General features: G+C 63.4%; 19 protein-coding genes. All 19 read right to left on the bottom strand.

The window, feature by feature from the left end:
• Positions 1-2: 2 nt before the first annotated feature.
• A complete protein-coding gene (locus tag TQ29_RS04840) occupies positions 3-323 on the bottom strand; it encodes an iron-sulfur cluster assembly accessory protein (protein WP_037206008.1) in 321 nt (106 codons plus the stop codon).
• 163 nt (positions 324-486) lie between these two features.
• Entirely contained in the window at positions 487-1,038 is a 552-nt protein-coding gene (locus TQ29_RS04835; RefSeq protein ID WP_054538240.1) for a nitrogen fixation protein NifQ, read from the bottom strand.
• Positions 1,022-1,318 carry a ferredoxin III, nif-specific gene (fdxB, locus tag TQ29_RS04830; RefSeq protein ID WP_081940106.1) on the bottom strand — a complete coding sequence of 99 codons (297 nt, stop codon included), beginning with the start codon at positions 1,316-1,318 and terminating at the stop codon, positions 1,022-1,024. The genes TQ29_RS04835 and fdxB overlap by 17 nt, the downstream gene beginning before the upstream one ends.
• Before the next feature lie 18 nt (positions 1,319-1,336).
• Entirely contained in the window at positions 1,337-1,540 is a 204-nt protein-coding gene (locus TQ29_RS04825; RefSeq protein ID WP_054538239.1) for a CCE_0567 family metalloprotein, read from the bottom strand.
• A gap of 14 nt (positions 1,541-1,554) precedes the next feature.
• Positions 1,555-2,028, bottom strand: a complete 474-nt coding sequence (locus TQ29_RS04820) for a NifX-associated nitrogen fixation protein (RefSeq protein ID WP_037205999.1) — start codon at positions 2,026-2,028, stop codon at positions 1,555-1,557.
• Entirely contained in the window at positions 2,028-2,510 is a 483-nt protein-coding gene (gene nifX, locus TQ29_RS04815; protein ID WP_054538238.1) for a nitrogen fixation protein NifX, read from the bottom strand. Before nifX ends, TQ29_RS04820 begins: the two co-directional genes overlap by 1 nt.
• Positions 2,485-3,876, bottom strand: coding sequence for a nitrogenase iron-molybdenum cofactor biosynthesis protein NifN (gene nifN, locus TQ29_RS04810; protein WP_054538237.1), 1,392 nt, complete (start codon positions 3,874-3,876; stop codon positions 2,485-2,487). Before nifN ends, nifX begins: the two co-directional genes overlap by 26 nt.
• Before the next feature lies 1 nt (position 3,877).
• Positions 3,878-5,356: a nitrogenase iron-molybdenum cofactor biosynthesis protein NifE gene (nifE, locus tag TQ29_RS04805; RefSeq protein ID WP_082386523.1), complete on the bottom strand. Its 1,479-nt coding sequence runs from the start codon at positions 5,354-5,356 to the stop codon at positions 3,878-3,880.
• Between the two features lie 67 nt (positions 5,357-5,423).
• On the bottom strand, positions 5,424-6,962 hold the full coding sequence (nifK, locus tag TQ29_RS04800; protein ID WP_054538236.1) for a nitrogenase molybdenum-iron protein subunit beta: 1,539 nt from the start codon (positions 6,960-6,962) through the stop codon (positions 5,424-5,426).
• 114 nt (positions 6,963-7,076) lie between these two features.
• Positions 7,077-8,558 (bottom strand): nitrogenase molybdenum-iron protein alpha chain, encoded by a 1,482-nt coding sequence (nifD, locus tag TQ29_RS04795; RefSeq protein ID WP_054538235.1) that lies wholly within the window; start codon positions 8,556-8,558, stop codon positions 7,077-7,079.
• A 58-nt stretch (positions 8,559-8,616) separates the two neighbouring features.
• Entirely contained in the window at positions 8,617-9,501 is an 885-nt protein-coding gene (nifH, locus tag TQ29_RS04790) for a nitrogenase iron protein (protein ID WP_054538234.1), read from the bottom strand.
• 224 nt (positions 9,502-9,725) lie between these two features.
• Positions 9,726-10,205, bottom strand: a complete 480-nt coding sequence (locus tag TQ29_RS04785; RefSeq protein WP_054538233.1) for a hypothetical protein — start codon at positions 10,203-10,205, stop codon at positions 9,726-9,728.
• A 27-nt stretch (positions 10,206-10,232) separates the two neighbouring features.
• Complete coding sequence (locus tag TQ29_RS04780) at positions 10,233-11,072, bottom strand: SIR2 family protein (protein ID WP_054538232.1); 840 nt, start codon at positions 11,070-11,072, stop codon at positions 10,233-10,235.
• A gap of 3 nt (positions 11,073-11,075) precedes the next feature.
• On the bottom strand, positions 11,076-11,291 hold the full coding sequence (gene nifT, locus TQ29_RS04775; protein ID WP_037205987.1) for a putative nitrogen fixation protein NifT: 216 nt from the start codon (positions 11,289-11,291) through the stop codon (positions 11,076-11,078).
• Entirely contained in the window at positions 11,288-11,569 is a 282-nt protein-coding gene (locus TQ29_RS04770; RefSeq protein WP_037205985.1) for a nitrogen fixation protein NifZ, read from the bottom strand. The genes nifT and TQ29_RS04770 overlap by 4 nt, the downstream gene beginning before the upstream one ends.
• Positions 11,556-12,326 (bottom strand): 4Fe4S-binding leucine-rich repeat protein, encoded by a 771-nt coding sequence (locus TQ29_RS04765; protein WP_054538231.1) that lies wholly within the window; start codon positions 12,324-12,326, stop codon positions 11,556-11,558. The genes TQ29_RS04770 and TQ29_RS04765 overlap by 14 nt, the downstream gene beginning before the upstream one ends.
• A 7-nt stretch (positions 12,327-12,333) precedes the next feature.
• On the bottom strand, positions 12,334-12,528 hold the full coding sequence (locus TQ29_RS04760; protein ID WP_037205978.1) for a 4Fe-4S dicluster domain-containing protein: 195 nt from the start codon (positions 12,526-12,528) through the stop codon (positions 12,334-12,336).
• A 26-nt stretch (positions 12,529-12,554) separates the two neighbouring features.
• Positions 12,555-14,042, bottom strand: coding sequence for a nitrogenase cofactor biosynthesis protein NifB (gene nifB, locus TQ29_RS04755; RefSeq protein WP_054538230.1), 1,488 nt, complete (start codon positions 14,040-14,042; stop codon positions 12,555-12,557).
• Between the two features lie 180 nt (positions 14,043-14,222).
• Positions 14,223-15,935: a nif-specific transcriptional activator NifA gene (gene nifA / locus TQ29_RS04750; protein ID WP_054538229.1), complete on the bottom strand. Its 1,713-nt coding sequence runs from the start codon at positions 15,933-15,935 to the stop codon at positions 14,223-14,225.
• Positions 15,936-16,058: the final 123 nt, after the last annotated feature.

The raw sequence follows: 16,058 nt of genomic DNA, 5'->3' as shown, positions 1-16,058 counted from the left end.
CCCTAGCAGAAGGATTTGCCGCAGCCGCAGCTGCTGCTGGCATTGGGGTTGTTGAACACAAAGCCGGACCCTTCGAGCCCCGACACGAAATCGATCGTCGTGCCTTCCAGATGCGGCTGGCTTTCGGGATCGATCAGCACGGTCACGCCCTCGGCCTCGATCACCGCATCATCTTCGGCGCGGGTCAGTTCCAGCGCCATGCCATATTGCAGCCCGGCGCAGCCGCCCCCCTGGACCATGATCCGCAGGCCCGCGACGGGCTGTCCGGCGCCGTCGATGGCGGTTTTGATGGCCGTTCGGGCGGTTTCGGTAAGTTCGAGCATGTGATCTCTCCTGTCTGAGCAATGTCGTTTGACAAAAGAGAAGCAAGCCGCGTGCCAAGACGGAAATTAACGCATTTTCAATGAGTTGGAATGGAACATGGGAGAAGCGCGGTGAGGGGATTGTGACAATGACAGATTCGCGACAAGCGGCGATTGTCGGATGTCAGGCGCCGTCGGGCGCGAAACATTCGGCCTTTTCGGGGCAGTCGTCGCAGCTGGGCGACAGGCACAGGGCGAACTCGCTGTCGGAACAGATCTGGCGATAGAAGAACTTCTTCCAGCGCATGTTCCGGCTGTTGGCCTCGGCCAGCCGGGGAAAGTGGCGGGCCATGAGATGGCCCAGCGCGCGGCGGTCGGGCAGGCCCAGATCCTCCCACAGGTGGCTGCCTTCCATCGCGCGCCGGGCCAGGATCTGCGCCAGCCACCGGCTTTCCTCGGACCCGTCGCCGCCGCGCCAGATCAGCAACAGCGCGATCGCCTCCTGATCGGCGGCGGGTGCGGGCGCGGGCACCGAAAGATCGGGCAGCGCCATGCCGGAAAACCATTTGGCGCAGAGCCGTTCCAGCGCTTCGGGCCCCAGCCCCAGAAGCGCGCTCAACGGCCCGCGCCCGGCCGCGTGTTCGGCCAGGGCATGATCGATGATACAGGCGAAGTCCGACTGAACCAGCGCGTTGGCACAGGCCCCCGAGGCGGCGGCTTCAGTCGGCGACAGCATGGGTCTGGCAGTTCGTCGGGCAGACCCGGAAACAGGCGCCGCAGCCGATGCAGGCATCCGGGTTCACAAGGGCCATCACGTTGCGCTCGATGTCATCCTCGTATTCCTCGTCATCAAGGTCGACGATTTCGTCTTCGTCGGTGACCCCTTTCAGCGTCATCACCTCGCGCCCGCAAACCTTGTAGCAGCGGCCGCAGCCGATGCAGGTTTCGGCATTGATCGCGACCAGAAACTCCGGCGTGTATTCAGTGCCGCCGCGGGTGAAGGCTGTGATCGGCATCGGCTGGTCCTTTCCGTGTCAGGCAGAGGCTTTCTCTGCCTGTCTCAAAGCTTTGCGCGCTTCGGCGAGTTGCCTGAACACGTCATACGTGGCCTCGGCCACTTCGGGGATCTTCTGCCAGTCGGTCGGCAGCTCCTCGCTCAGGTCATGCAGGTTCATCTTGGCGTCCGTGGCCCGCATCGACAGGCGTTTGACGTTCTTCCGCAGTTCTTCGATCTCCATTCTGCCCTCCTGCCTCAGCCCTTCGCCGCGTCGGGGTATTTCGCGATGGTTTGGGCGGCATCCGCTGTCAGCTTTTCGCCCGCCTCGCCCAGCTTGGCATAGGTTTCAAAGCCGAAGCGGTGAATGTCGCGCAGGTGCTTGGACAGCACCACCAGCTTGCCCGCGATCAGCACGATGCGGCCAAAGCCCTCGTGGCTCATCTTGCTCATCTGGCTGGCCATGCAGCCGGTCTGCTTTTCGATCATCAGGCCGATCGCGTCATAGAACTTCTCGACCCGCCACATCACGTCGGGATCAGGGTCGCCGATGATCGGGATCTCGCGCCGCTCTTCCCTGGTCACGATGAAATCGGCCAGGATCTGGGCATCGCTCTTTTCGTCCCAGGTGCCATAGCTGTCTTCGGCGCGGATCACGGCGGCGAGCTGTTTCAGGAACGGGCTGTCGGTCATCTCGCCGCCACGGGGGGCGGTGTCTGTCATGGTGGTCATCAGACCAACTCCTCTTCATCGTCCATGAAACTTGCGGGCGTGGCCGGGCGGCCCAGGATCTTGCGCAGGAAGGGCGGCGGGGTGCCGTTCAGCATCACCTGCACCTGTTCCAGAACCTCCTGAATGGTCTCGGGGTCCTTCCGCTTGATCGGATGAATGCCGGCCTTCACCACCTTGGCGGCCGACGGGCCGCCGATGGCCAGCGCGAACAAAAGCGCGCAGCCCTTCAGCGCCTCGACCTTGGGGGTGATCTTGTCGTCGATATCGTCATGCTTGCCCGACTGGCCGGTGACATCGTCAAAGGCCACGGCCTCGACAAACCACGCGCTTTCGGGGGTGACATCATAGATCGCGAATTTGCGGGCCGATCCGAAATGCGCGTTCAGATGCTCCATGTTATTGGTCGCAATCGCGACGCGCAGGGGCTTTTCCCCGGTTTCGGCCGGGGCCTCGGCCTCAATGAGACGCAGTCGGCGGGACATGTTCGAACTCCTCGCTGATGGGGGCGGCGCCGAAATCCTCGGGGCGCGCGCGGTGATGTTGGGCCTGAACGGCATTGGCGGTTTCGTAGAGAAAGGCCCGCGTGCCGCGATAGCCGACGCGGCAGATATCCTGCGCGCCCAGCCTGTCGAAGATCGGAAAGCCGGCACGGATCAAGGGCAGGTGCAGGGCATGGGCGGCATGGCGGCCATGGGCGTTGGTGATCAGCATCTGCGCCCCCGCCTCTTTCGCCGCGCGTTCCAGATCGCCCAGATCACCCAGGATCACGGTTTCGGCCGGAACGCGCTCGACGATGCCGTTGGTGTTGGAGGTGGTCACCGCCGTCACCACCTCGGCGCCCAGCCCGGCGAGCGTGCTGGACAGGGCGAACAGAAGGTCGGGATCGGCACCGACGGCAAGCTTCAGCCCGCCGATATGGAAATGCGCATCCAGCGAGGCATCCAGAAGCCGCGACCGATCGCGCTTGATGCTGGGCGGGGCGTCATCGACGCCGGACAGGCCCATCAACGTGCGCACGAAGGCATCCACCGGCTTCAGCCCGGTCAGCGACTGGAACACGCGGTAGGGCACGCAGGCGCGTTCCTCGATCAGCCGGGCGGCCGGGCGCATGCTTTCGCCCACCGCCAGGGTAAACGCGCTGTGCGCCACCTTCTCGATATCGGCCAGCGCGGTGCCGCCCAGCGACGTGCCCGCCCAGCTTTCCGACACATGCCCGTCGAGCGAGGTGGAGATATCGGGCAGCACGATCGGCGTCAGGCCGAAGGCGCGGATCATCCGCACCATCTCTTCGATCTCGGCCGGGGTGGCATGGCTGCCCACCAGCAGGTTGACCTGCCGCAGCTCGGGCGAATGCCAGACCGGATCAACCTCGGGCACCAGTGCGTCGATGATGGCCTCGACCGCCCTGGCCCAGCCATCCTCCAGCCCGCCGGCGAAATCGGGGGTCGAGGCATAGACGATCCTGGTATCCGCGAAATCGGCGCGCCGGGCGATGATCTCCCTTAGCTCTCCCGGAACATCCTCGCCGCGGGTCTCGGTCAGCGCGGTCGAGGCGATGCCGATGAATTTCGGCGCTGACTTCTTGCGCAGGTTCTCGATCGCCTCTTCGATCTGATCAGCCCCGCCGAGGATGGTGGACACCTCGTTCATCGCCGTGGTCTGCAGCGGCACCGCCTCTTTGAAATGGCGCACCAGATGCACCATCGCGAAGGCGGTGCAGCCCTGCGAGCCGTGGAACAGCGGTATCGCCCCCTCGATGCCCAGATAGGCCAGCGCGGCGCCGAGCGGGGCGCTGGATTTCAGCGGGTTGGTCGACAGCGCGCGGCGGGGATGAACAAGCTTGGCCATGTCAGCAATCCTCGAAGTCGACGGCATCGTTCGACACGCCCGAAACCGGGCAGGTGCCGCGCAGCTCGGGCATCACGCGCACCGGGCCGGTGTCTTCCTCCCAGGGCGCGGGCGCGCGCAGATCGGCCCACATCGGGTTGTTCACCGCGCGGTCGATGGCGCGGACCATATCGACCATCCCCATATAGCCGGCATAGGGCTCGTGCTTTTCCTGGTTCACATCGACCCAGGGCATTTTCGCCTTCAGCGCCACGAATTGCGACCGCCCGCCCGACATCAGCACATCGGCCTCGGCATCCTTCAGCAGGCGGTACATTTCCTTGGGCGCCATGTTTTCGAACATGTGCTTGTCATCGCCCATGATCTCTTTCACGCGGTCCTTGTCATCGTCGGTGGCCTTGCGGACCGAGGTGCCGATCACCTCCATCCCCAGTTCCTGAAGCGCCGACACGACAGACCAGCTTTTGTGCCCGCCGGTGTAAAGCAGCACCCGGCGGCCTTCGACCCTGGGGCGAAGCGTTTCCAGCTCGGCCCAGATCTTCGCCTCTTCTTCGGCGATCAGCGCCTCGCACCGTTCCAGCAGATCGGGGTCGGCGCCGCGTTCGACAAGCATCCGGCACAGCGTGCGGATCGCGTCGGACGTGTCGGAAATGCCGTAGAAGGAACCTTCGAAGAACGGGATGCCGTAGCGTTCCTCCAGCTTGCGGGCGAGCGTGATCAGCGCCTTGGAGCAGACCAGCATCGTGACCCTGGCCCGGTGCGCCATCGCCACCTGCCGGTAGCGCGCATCGCCGGTGATCGAGCCGAGGATACGGATGCCAAGCCTGTCGAGCAGCGGCTTGACCTGCCACAGCTCGCCCGACAGGTTGTAATCGCCCACGATGTTCACATCGTAAGGCGTGCATTCCTCCGGCTCGATCGTGCCGATCACGTGATCCAGCAACGCCTCGCCGGCCAGCTTGTTGCCAAGGTTCTTGGAGCCCACATAGCCCGGCGCGTTGACGGGGATGCAGGGCGTGCCGAATTTCTCTGCCGCCGCCTTGCAGACCGCATCGATATCGTCACCGATCAGCGCGGGCACGCAGGTGGAATAAACGAAGACCGCGGGCGGGGCGTGGGCCTCTATCACCTCGCGGATGGCACGGAAGAGCTTTTTCTCGCCATGGCCCATGACGATATCAAGCTCGGTCATGTCGGTGGTGAAACCGGTGCGGTAAAGCTGCGAGCCCGAGGAAGAGGCGCCGCGATTGTCCCAGCCATTGCCCTCGCAGGCCAGCGGCGCGTGGACGAGATGGGCGACATCGACGATGGGCTGCAGCGCGATCTTGGCGCCGTCGAAAGCGCAGCCGCCAGCCGCCGCACCCGGCGTCAGGGGCTTGGCGCAGCCCTTCTTGCGTTGCTGTTCGGATTTGTTGACGTTCTGCCCGCAGGCCGGTTCGTCGAACACATCCTGAATTTTCTGCTTCAGCGCGTCGCCCATTCCGCTCACCCCGTGATGCGTTTCGATGTGCAAAGGCGGCCCCGGGCGATCCGGGGCCGCCGAACCCTCAGCGGGTCAGATCGTAGGAATAGTCGGTCTCGCCCGGCACGATCGTGTCGTCGTCGAGCTTGTCGAAGATCGTGTCGAGGATCTTGACCATCACGTTCAGCGCGCCCTGATAGCCCCAGGTCGGATAGCGGTGGTGATGGTGGCGGTCGAAGATCGGGAACATCAGCCGGATCAGCGGGGTGCCGGTGTCACGCTCCAGATACTTGCCGTAGGAATTGCCGATCAGCATATCCACCGGCTCTGTCGCCAGAAGCGAGCGCATGTGCCACAGATCCTTGCCCGCCCAGACCTGGCAGCCAGCGCCGAAGGGCGAGGACGCCAGCAGCGCCGCCATCTTCTTGGCCCAGTCCTTGTTGCCGTTGGTGGCCAGGCAATGCTTGGGCTCGCCGCCCATCTCCATCACGAAACGCGCCATGGCATAGACGAAATCCGGATCGCCGTAGATGGCATAGGATTTGCCGTGCAGCCACGACTGGCTGTCGGCCAGCGCGTCGATCAGGCGGCCCCGCTCCAGCCGCAGGCTTTCGGGTATCTCGACACCGGCAAGCGCGCTCATCTTCATCAGGAACTCGTCGGTGCCCTGCACCCCCATCGGGTAATGGAAGGCGGCGGTTTCCTGGCCCTTCTCGGCGCAATATTCCAGCGTCTTCTTGGTGCAGTATTCCTGCATCGACACGGTCGCCTTGGCATTCAGCGCGGCGGCCACATCCTCCAGCCTGGTGCCGCCGGAATACATGCGGAACTCGCCGTCGGAGGGGGTGTCATACACGTCTGACACGTCCGACAGCACCGTCGCCTCGACGCCCATCTCGGCCAGAAGGCGCTTCATCTCGCGGATGTTGCCCACGGCGAAACCGTCGAAACCGGGGATGATGTTGATCCCCTCGTCCGGCGTGCGCTCGGCCTTGTCCCAGAAATTCTGCAGGATGCCTTTCTGCATGTTGTCATAGCCATCCACATGGCTGCCGACAAAGGCGGGGGTGTGGGCGAAGGGCACGTCGAATTCCTGCGGAACCGATCCCTTTTCCTTGGCCTGCTGGATGAACGAGTTCAGGTCGTCGCCGATCACCTCGGCCATGCAGGTCGTCGATACCGCGATCATCTTGGGATCGTAAAGCGCCTTGGTATTGGCCAGACCGTCAACCATGTTGATCAGCCCGCCGAACACCGCCGCGTCTTCGGTCATCGAAGAGGACACGCAGGAAGACGGTTCCTTGAAATGGCGCGACAGGTGCGAGCGGTAATAGGCGACACACCCCTGCGAGCCGTGTACGAAGCTCATGGTCTTTTCATAGCCGGCGCCGGCGAACACCGCGCCCAGCGGCTGACAGGCCTTGGCGGGGTTCACGGTCAGCGCTTCGCGGGCCAGGTTCTTTTCCCGGTATTCCCAGGACTTCGTCCAGTCGCCGATTTCCTTGACCATGTCTGCGGGGTGGCCGCATTCGAACTTGGCCTTCTTGTTCTTCAGCATCTCGGTGTATTCGGGCTGCTGGAACAGCGGTGCGTGGTCGAGCACTTTATCTGCCGATTGAGGCATTGGTTTCATCCTTCTCCTGGCCGTCCGCATTCCGGGACGCGCCGATGAGGGTTTCGATAAGGGCGGATGGACAGGCCGGGGCGCCCGTCCATCCGGGGCGGGATCAGGGCCGGGTCAGGCGGCCTTGGTCCACGGGGCGTCGAACATGCCCCAGACGGGGTTGTTGATGGCCAGATCCATGTCACGGGCGAAGATCGCGAAACCGTCATAGCCGTGATACGGGCCCGAATAATCCCAGCTGTGCATCTGGCGGAACGGGATGCCCATCTTCTGCACCGGGTATTTTTCCTTGATGCCAGAGCCGACGAGATCGGGGCGGATCTGTTCGATGAACTTCTCCAGCTCATAGCCGGTGACGTCATCATAGATCAGCGTGCCTTCCTTCACGTAATGGCCGGTCCGCTTGTAATCGTCGCCATGGCCAAACTCATAGCCGGTGCCGGCGATCTGCATGCCCAGATCCTCATAGGCCGTGACCACGTGGCGGGGGCGCAGACCACCGACATAGAGCATCACGGATTTCCCCTCGAGCCGGGGACGGAACCGGTTGATCACGTCATCGACCAGCGGCTGATACTTGGCGATCACCTTTTCGGCGTTTTCCTGGATCGTCTCGTCGAAGTTCTTGGCGATGGCGCGCAGGCTGGCCGCGATCTGGCTGGGGCCGAAGAAGTTGTATTCCATCCAGCCGACGCCGTATTTCTCCTCCATGTAGCGGCAGATGTAGTTCATCGACCGGTAGCAGTGGATCAGGTTCAGCCGGGCCTTCGGCGCGCGCTCGATCTCGGCCAGGGTTGCGTCGCCCGACCAGTTGCCGACCACGTTCAGGCCCATCTCCTCGAGCAGGATACGGCTGGCCCAGGCATCGCCGCCGATGTTGTAATCGCCGATGACGTTCACGTCATAGGGCCCGGTTTCATACCCGGCGCCGGCGCCTTCGCCCTTTTCGAACACCCAGTCGCGCACCGCGTCATTGGCGATGTGGTGACCGAGCGACTGCGACACGCCGCGGAACCCTTCGCAGCGTACCGGCACCATGGTCTTTTCATGCTGCTTGTTCTTCTCGCGCGCCACCGCCTCGATATCGTCGCCGATCAGGCCGATCGGGCATTCCGACTGGATCGTGGTGCCGTTGTTCAGCGGGAAAAGTGTTTCGATCTCGTCAATCGTCTTGCCCAGCTTCTTGTCGCCGCCGAACACGATGTCCTTTTCCTGGAAATCGGTTGTGAACTGCATCGTCACGAAGCTGTCGACACCAGTGTTACCGATGTAATAGTTGCGGCGCTGAGACCAGGAATACTGGCCACAGCCAACCGGGCCGTGGCTGATGTGAACCATGTCCTTGACCGGCCCCCAGACCACCCCCTTGGACCCGGCATAGGCACAGCCGCGGATGGTCATCACACCGGGGATCGATTTGATGTTGGATTTCACCGTGTCGCATTTCGATGCGATTTCGGTTTCGCCCTCTTCGCCCGGCTGGGCGACACCGAGGTGCTTCTGGCGCTTTTTCTTCGCCTTGTCGGGATACGCGGCGAGGACCTCCTCGATGAGCTTTTCGTGGCTCTCCGCGTCGTTTGTATAGTCTTTGGCCATCTGGCAGGCTCCTCTTCGCGTGGGTTGGGGGCCGGCCACCGGGCCGGCCCCGTATTGATCAGGCGTTGGCGGCTTCGGTTTCGGCGATGGCCGCGAGGCGCTCTTCCTCGGACTGCATGATGCCGAAATCCATCAGCATCTCTTCCAGCTCGTCCATGGTGATCGGGGTCGGGATGACGCCCTTGCCCGAGTTGTTGTGGATCTTCTGGGCCAGTTCGCGGTATTCGGCGGCCTGCTTGCTTTCGGGTGCGTATTCGATCACCGTCTGGCGGCGCAGCTCGGCGTGCTGAACGATATTGTCGCGCGGCACGAAATGGATCAGCTTGGAGCCCAGCTTGGCGGCCATGGCCTCGGCCAGTTCCAGTTCCTTGTCGGTCTGACGCTCGTTGCAGATCAGGCCGCCCAGGCGCACACCGCCGGAGTTCGCGTATTTCAGAATGCCCTTGGCGATATTGTTGGCGGCATAAAGCGCCATCATCTCGCCGGACATGACGATGTAGATTTCCTGGGCCTTGTTCTCGCGGATCGGCATCGCGAAGCCGCCGCAGACAACGTCGCCCAGAACGTCGTAGGACACGTAGTCCACATCGTCATAGGCACCGTTTTCTTCCAGGAAGTTGATCGAGGTGATCACGCCGCGGCCAGCGCAGCCGACGCCCGGCTCGGGGCCACCGGATTCAACGCATTTGATATCCCGGTAGCCGGTTTTCAGCACATCCTCGAGTTCCAGATCCTCGACCGAGCCCATTTCCGCGGCCAGGTGAAGCACCGTATCCTGCGCCTTGGCGTTCAGGATCAGGCGGGTGGAGTCTGCCTTGGGGTCGCAGCCGACGATCAGGATCTTCTGACCCATCTCGACAAGTGCCGCGAGCGTGTTCTGAGAGGTGGTCGATTTCCCGATCCCCCCCTTGCCATAAAAGGCGATCTGCCGGAGTTCGCTCATCTGTGTTTCCTTTGCAGGTCTGTAATGTGTCACGAGAAAGGCGTGGTCGCCGCTCTCCCCCTTTAAGGAAGCAGTAAGCGTGCCAAGTTCAAATTTTCCAAAATATCCGCCAATATCAAATATTTGGCCGAAATTCCATGACTTCACCTCTGTGTGACGAACCCGACAATTTTGTACCGTTCCGTGTCGGGGATCTGTGGGAAAGAGCGCCGGCGCGGCGCCGGTCAGCAATCCTCGGGCGCGTCAAGACAGGCCAGGATGCCATTGGCGCCAAAACGGCCGGTCGGGTCCAGCGCGGCGGCCTGTTCCATCATCGCGCGCCCGGTTTGCATCTGCCCCAGCCGCAGGTGGCAATAGCCGCAGGCGGTCAGCGCCTGCAGATACAGGCCGGGCGCAAAACCGATGTCGGCAAAGGCGGCGTCACCGGGGTGGACACGGCGCCAGTCGGTGGAAATGTTCAGGCGGCGGGCGGCGGTTTCAAGAAGCACCTCGCCAAAGCCGACCGCATCCGCATAGCGGTGATTGTAGAAATAGAAACGGTAGGCGGCGAGTTGAACCTCGAAATGATCGGGCGCGATCGACAGGGCCTGTCGCAGCGCCTCTTCCGCCACCTCGGGCGCGGACCGCGCCCGGCGCGCGCCCTGCAGCGCGACAAGCGCGCGCTGCAGACGCGTGTCATCAGGCTCTGCCCGGTCGGAACACACCGCCCCTTCTTCCGCGCCCGCCGCTTATCAGGCCGGCGCCAGCGCCAGCACGTCGGCAACCGCCGACAGCGGCAGGTCGAGCCGGGTGATCTCCAGCTCGTCGAGAAAGCGTTGCTCCATCCGGGTCAGCGGCCCCTCGATCACCGCGACATGGTTGCCGCCGGAGCGTTTGACGATCTGCCGCGCGAAGATCCGCAGCATCTGGTCGTCGAACCGGCAGCCCAGAAACAGAAACCCGCGGCCGGTGCGCCGGGCGCGCACCTCTTCGGGGATCGGCGTCTGAATGTCGATCTCTGTCAGCACCTCGACATAATCGCTGTCGGACATCAGAAAGCTCGACCCCTTGCGCGCCAGCCCGTGCGGCTTGTAGATCAGCGACGGCCAGGCCGGGTCGGCGCCTTCGGGGCGCTCCTCGGCCGCCGAATTATAGGCCCGCGTCCAGATCTCGATCCATTCGCCATTGCGGCTGACGCCCTGAACCCAGCCCCAATCCTTCGACTGCGCGCCATAAGCGTTGATCAGCCCGTCGTCATACCATGCATCGACGACCATCGGGGGGCGCAGACCGGCCAGCCAGCCATGCACGGGGTTGTCGCCCGCCTGCCCCACCGCGAAGGCCCGTTCGACGATGTCGTTCAGGGTGGCGCGGAACTTGCGGCTCTCGACATATTGCGCCGCCGACCACAGATTGCCTGACGCCCGCTTGGGCACCCGCACCTCGGCCTCGACCAGCGCGCAAAGCGCATCGGGCGAGGTTGGCGCGGCGGTATCGGAAAGCGCCACGACCCCCGGGCCGAGATAGGGCACCATGCGCCCGGCTTCGACCTGTTCGATGGCCTCTTGCAGCGCTGTCATCTGATCGCTCATCGCTCAATCCTCTGCATTGGCCAGACGTCTGGCCTCTATCGTGATCGGAAGTTTCGGGGCTTCGTCGAAGGCCGGCAGTTCCAGCACCCATCCGTTCGACAGGCGCGCCCAGCCGCCCCAGAGGGCGGGGCTCTCGGTCTCGACGATCATTTCCTCAAGATCCTTCTTGGGCACGTAAACCTCGGTGCCCTTGGCGGTTTCGCGGATCATCACCTTCATGGCCGGGCCTCCGGGTTTTCCAGGTCGATCAGTTCGCGCCCGCGCATGCCGACGATCGAGTTGCGATCCACGAATTCAACCGCGTAGATATAGAACTGCTGAAGATAGACGCCGATATCGCGCACATAGCCGATATCGCCCTTTTTCACGACAACCTCGCCAATCTCCTTGCCCATCATGGTGCCGTCGTTGCGGATGTTCTTTTTCGACTGCACCTTGGCGCCGGGCATGTAGATGGGCGGCTTGTACACCTCGATCTCGCGGTCATCGGTCGACATCGTCAGGTACCTCTTTCAATTGCGCCAGACGTTCGGCGGCGGTTTCGCGGATCACATCCTCGGGGTCGTCCAGCAGGGCCCGTGCCAGATCGGGCGGGGCGCGTTCGGCCACGGTGTGGCGCACCCGAAGGTCATCGTCCCGGGCATAGGCGCCCAGCCGGGCGGCGGGCATCCGCGCCGCCGCCTCGCGCCGCACCAGCGGGTCGGGGTCGGTGACGAAATGCACCAGCCAGTTTTCGCCGATCCGCCGCGCGACGATGCGGCGGATCTCGGGGTCTTCGTCGCGCACCATGGTCGGCAGCATTCCCGGATCGGCCCGGCGCGTGGCGATCTGCCGGACATAGCTGTCGGGGTCCGACAGCATCGGCAGCAACTTTTCCAGCGGCAGACGATGCGCCACCGCGATCCGCACCCGCCGGTCGGGATCCTTGATGCGCCGGCGGGCATGGGTCACCGGCAGGCGCAGGATGGCCATCGCCCGCACCCCCGCATCGGCATCGTTCAGAAGCCGGGGCAGGCGAAACAGCGTGGCCACCCGCGCCGCGTTCATCCGGGTTTCGAAATAGGGCATGGTCAGGCACGCGTCGGCCAGGTCCGGGTTCAGCACGAAAAACCGCTCGATCCGCTTGGCATAGCGGTCATGCACACAGGCCCAGCCCTGCCCGCATTGCCCGAGATCCAGACGGCCGCGGAAACGGCAGGCCCCGCACTCAAGGGGCCTGCCCTCCCAGTCGACCGGTGCCGGACCTTCGGGCATCGCCGGATCAGGCCGGAACGCAGGTGTCGGGCACCGGGCAGACTTCGGCACATTGCGGCGAGTCATAGCTGCCTTCGCATTCGGTGCAGAGCGCCGGATCGATGACATAGGTGTCATTCTTGAACTTGATCGCCGCGTTGGGGCATTCGAACTCACAGGCGCCACAGACGGTGCATTGCGACACGATGATTTTCAGGCTCATGGGTAGTCTCCTTTTCAGTCGGCAGATCAGGCGCTGACGGCCTCTTCGGCCGGCAGGCCGTTGCGGGCGCGGAACACGGCCGAAACGGCGGTTTCGATATAGTCGAAGGCGTAATCGTCGATCGCCTCGATTCCGGCGGCCTCCAGCGCCTCGCGCGGGCAGTCGCCGATCTTGGCGCACAGGATCACCGGAACACCTTCCAGCGTGCGGATCACCTCATCCAGCTTGTCATCCTCGCCGTAGCCGCCGACGCAGTAATTGTCGGCGCGGCGGTGCGTGACGAAACGCACGCCATCGGCATCCACCTCGAAGACCTGGAATTCGGTCGCATGGCCGAAATGCTGGTTGATACGGCCGCCGCCCTTGGTGGCCACGGCCACCAGCATCGCCTTGGCGTCCTCGGCCACGGTCGCGGTGGTTTCACCCTTTGCCACTTCGGCGGCGGCGCGGCGATCCATCCGTTCACCGGCAACCCATTCCCGATAGGCCTCGCGTTTGGCGGGATCATAGCTCACCTCTTCGGGCACCAGATCCATGGTGAATTCCTGGCCGCGATCCTCGCCCAGCAGGCCGACGGCATCGGCGCGGCACTGGCGGCAATGGCGCATCAGGTTGGCGCCCCCGGCACAGGCATCCTGCAGTTCCTTCAGTTCGGCGGCGGTCGGGCCGCGCTGACCTTCCAGACCGAAGACCGTGCCATGCTCGGGGGCAGAGATCAGCGGCATGATGTTGTGCAGGAAGGCGCCCTTTTCCTTGACGACCTTGTTCACCTCCAGCAGGTGCTTGTCATTGATCCCGGGGATCATGACGGAATTGACCTTCACCAGAATCCCGCGCTCGGCCAGCAGGTCGAGGCTTTGCATCTGGCGTTCATGCAGGATCTTGCTGGCCTCGAGCCCGGTGTGGCGCTTGTGCTGATAGAAGATCCACGGATAGATCTTCGTGCCCACCTCCGGGTCGATCATGTTGATGGTCAGCGTCACATGGTCGATGTTCATCTCGAGCAGATCATCGACATGATCGGGCAGCGCCAAGCCATTGGTCGACAGGCAAAGCTTGATGTCGGGAAGCTGTTTGTAGACCAGATCGAAGGTCTCTTTGGTCTTGCGCCAGTCATAGGCGCTGTCGCCCGGCCCGGCGATGCCGAGCACCGAAAGCTGCGGCACCTCGTTGGCCACGGCGATCACCTTGCGCGCCGCCTGTTCGGGGTCCAGCCGCTCGGACACCACGCCGGGGCGGCTTTCGTTGGCGCAATCGTATTTGCGGTTACAATAGTTGCACTGGATGTTGCAGGCCGGGGCGACGGCCACATGCATACGGGCGAAATAGTGATGTGCCTCTTCCGAATAGCAGGGGTGATCCTTCACCTTCTCCCAGATTTCGGGGGCCATGTCCGAAGGGCCATCGGACGATCCGCAGGCGGAGCTTTCGCATCCCTTGTCTTCGATGGCTTTCGACAGGTCGTCGCGCGACGCGACCTTGAGACCATCGAGCGAGATAACATTGGCGGTCATGGGCTTGCTTCCTTTTCGATCCCTGTTCAGAGATTAAGGAAGCAAACAGAGTGCCAAGTATTAAGTCATTGAAATCGCCTGAACTTGCCGCGCGCCCTGTGCTGTCAGTGTCGCCCCCCCGACAGATGGTAGGGAACCCGACAATCACGCTCAGGCATCGCCGCCCCCGCGGAAAGCCGGTCAGAATTTGCGGATGTCGATATTGTGCTTCTTCAGCGCATACCCGATCTGGCGCGGGGTCATGCCCATCAGCCGCGCCGCCTTGGCCTGCACCCAGCCGGCCTGTTCCATCGCGGCGATCAGCTCGTCACGTTCTGTGTTGGCGGTCTTGCGGGGTTGGCCGGGGCAGTTCGACGGTGCCGTCGCCGGCGGCATCTGGTTGACGATCGGGCGCACCACCCGCCCGGCCGACAAGCCGCCGATCGGCGAGCTGTCGACGCTTTGCAGCCGCCACAGCTCGGCCGACAGGCAGGCATCCTGCTGGCAGGCCATATCCGACGCGGCAATCACCGGCCCCGCCGCCAGCGCCGCCACACGGCTGACGCAGTTTTCCAGCTCGCGCACATTTCCGGGGAACTTGCAGGCAAACAGCGTTTCGAACGCATCGTCGGCAAAGCTCAGGCTCAGGTTGTTCTCGCGGTTGAACCGATCCAGGAAATTCTGCGCCAGTTTCGGAATGTCGCCCGGCCGGTCGCGCAGCGGTGGCAGCATGATCGGAATGACGCAGATCCGGAAATAGAGATCGGCCCGGAAATCACCCTTGGCAACGGCATCCTCGAGGTCGCGGTTCGTCGCGGTGACGATCCGCACATCGACGCGCAGCGTCTTGGTGCCCCCCACCCTCTCGAACTCGCCCTCCTGCAACACGCGCAGCAGCTTGGCCTGAAACTCGTGGCTGATCTCACCGATTTCATCCAGGAACAGCGTGCCGCCATCGGCCAGTTCGAAACGCCCTTTCTTCTGCGCCATTGCGCCGGTGAAAGAGCCCTTTTCATGGCCAAACAGCTCCGTTTCCAGAAGCGTTTCGCTCAGCGCCGCGCAGTTGAGCTTGACGAAGGGCTTGTCCTTGCGCTCGCTCAGGGCATGAATGGCACGGGCGAACAGCTCTTTGCCGGTGCCGCTTTCGCCGCGCAGCAAAACCGGCGCGCTGGTCTTGGCGACCTTGCGGATCCGGGCGATGACGGTTTCGATTTCGGGGCTGTCGCCGATGATCCCGTCGATCGGGGTTGTCTGGCTGCCGGCGCCCGCCTGCGCAGCCTTCACCGCGTTGCGCGCCTCGTTCATGATCCGCGACCGGTCGCGCGCCACAAGCCGGCGGAACCGCAGCGACTGCTCGAACAAAGAGGCGATCATGGTCAGCACGCGCAGGTCGTTGTCCAGCGTGCTTGTCGAAGGCTCTTCGAGCGTCCGATAGACACAGAGCACACCCAGCACCAGCGGCGATTTCGCCTGCTCGCGGATCGGCACGGCGAACAGCGCCATCTTGTCACCGCGCGCATTGGGCGGAAGCGCGTCCGCGCCGAATTCCGCCACCACATCCTGCGAAACCATTGCCACGCCCGTGCGAAACACAAGCGCGGCCACGGCTTCGGGGATGGCCCCGCAGGATGGCGGCTGAAGCTCCGTCGTCAGGCTGGTCGCTGCGATCACATAGGGGTTGGACTTCGCGGAAGGATGGGCCGCGTCCGGATCGGCCAGCAGGGCAACCGCGCCATGCCTGAGCCCCATGAAAGACGACAGCACGTTCAGAACGGATGCCATCTGGCTGATGGGATCGGTTGCACCGGTCAGTATCTTAGCAGACTCATACACGACATCGAGCGATATACGCTCTGCGCCCGCCGCGCCCTGTTTCCTGGATTTCCTGGGTCGGTCTGCTGTGGCAATCTGCATTGCGGAACCCTCACAGCTTGAATTGATTCTACTTTAACGCGCCGCCGGGCACTGTCCATTTGCAGATTGCAAAGAAATGAAATGCGGGCGTTTCTGTCGCGGCTCGCCGCTACATCGCTGGCA

Source organism: Actibacterium sp. EMB200-NS6 (genome assembly GCF_001305615.1).
GTDB lineage: Bacteria > Pseudomonadota > Alphaproteobacteria > Rhodobacterales > Rhodobacteraceae > Actibacterium_A > Actibacterium_A naphthalenivorans.
Note: the sequence above shows the minus strand (reverse complement) of the source record. Positions and strands in the feature narration are given on the sequence as shown.

Excerpts from the sequence above, each read along its gene's own strand:
- TQ29_RS04835 (WP_054538240.1), bottom strand. The coding sequence starts at position 1,038 with ATGCTGTCGCCGACTGAAGCCGCCGCCTCGGGGGCCTGTGCCAACGCG.
- fdxB (WP_081940106.1), bottom strand. The coding sequence starts at position 1,318 with ATGCCGATCACAGCCTTCACCCGCGGCGGCACTGAATACACGCCGGAG.
- nifA (WP_054538229.1), bottom strand. The coding sequence starts at position 15,935 with ATGCAGATTGCCACAGCAGACCGACCCAGGAAATCCAGGAAACAGGGC.
- nifT (WP_037205987.1), bottom strand. The coding sequence starts at position 11,291 with ATGAAGGTGATGATCCGCGAAACCGCCAAGGGCACCGAGGTTTACGTG.
- TQ29_RS04820 (WP_037205999.1), bottom strand. The coding sequence starts at position 2,028 with ATGACCACCATGACAGACACCGCCCCCCGTGGCGGCGAGATGACCGAC.
- TQ29_RS04780 (WP_054538232.1), bottom strand. The coding sequence starts at position 11,072 with ATGAGCGATCAGATGACAGCGCTGCAAGAGGCCATCGAACAGGTCGAA.
- nifE (WP_082386523.1), bottom strand. The coding sequence starts at position 5,356 with ATGGGCGACGCGCTGAAGCAGAAAATTCAGGATGTGTTCGACGAACCG.
- nifN (WP_054538237.1), bottom strand. The coding sequence starts at position 3,876 with ATGGCCAAGCTTGTTCATCCCCGCCGCGCGCTGTCGACCAACCCGCTG.
- TQ29_RS04760 (WP_037205978.1), bottom strand. The coding sequence starts at position 12,528 with ATGAGCCTGAAAATCATCGTGTCGCAATGCACCGTCTGTGGCGCCTGT.
- nifX (WP_054538238.1), bottom strand. The coding sequence starts at position 2,510 with ATGTCCCGCCGACTGCGTCTCATTGAGGCCGAGGCCCCGGCCGAAACC.
- TQ29_RS04770 (WP_037205985.1), bottom strand. The coding sequence starts at position 11,569 with ATGTCGACCGATGACCGCGAGATCGAGGTGTACAAGCCGCCCATCTAC.
- TQ29_RS04765 (WP_054538231.1), bottom strand. The coding sequence starts at position 12,326 with ATGCCCGAAGGTCCGGCACCGGTCGACTGGGAGGGCAGGCCCCTTGAG.
- nifK (WP_054538236.1), bottom strand. The coding sequence starts at position 6,962 with ATGCCTCAATCGGCAGATAAAGTGCTCGACCACGCACCGCTGTTCCAG.
- nifH (WP_054538234.1), bottom strand. The coding sequence starts at position 9,501 with ATGAGCGAACTCCGGCAGATCGCCTTTTATGGCAAGGGGGGGATCGGG.
- nifB (WP_054538230.1), bottom strand. The coding sequence starts at position 14,042 with ATGACCGCCAATGTTATCTCGCTCGATGGTCTCAAGGTCGCGTCGCGC.
- nifD (WP_054538235.1), bottom strand. The coding sequence starts at position 8,558 with ATGGCCAAAGACTATACAAACGACGCGGAGAGCCACGAAAAGCTCATC.
- TQ29_RS04825 (WP_054538239.1), bottom strand. The coding sequence starts at position 1,540 with ATGGAGATCGAAGAACTGCGGAAGAACGTCAAACGCCTGTCGATGCGG.
- TQ29_RS04840 (WP_037206008.1), bottom strand. The coding sequence starts at position 323 with ATGCTCGAACTTACCGAAACCGCCCGAACGGCCATCAAAACCGCCATC.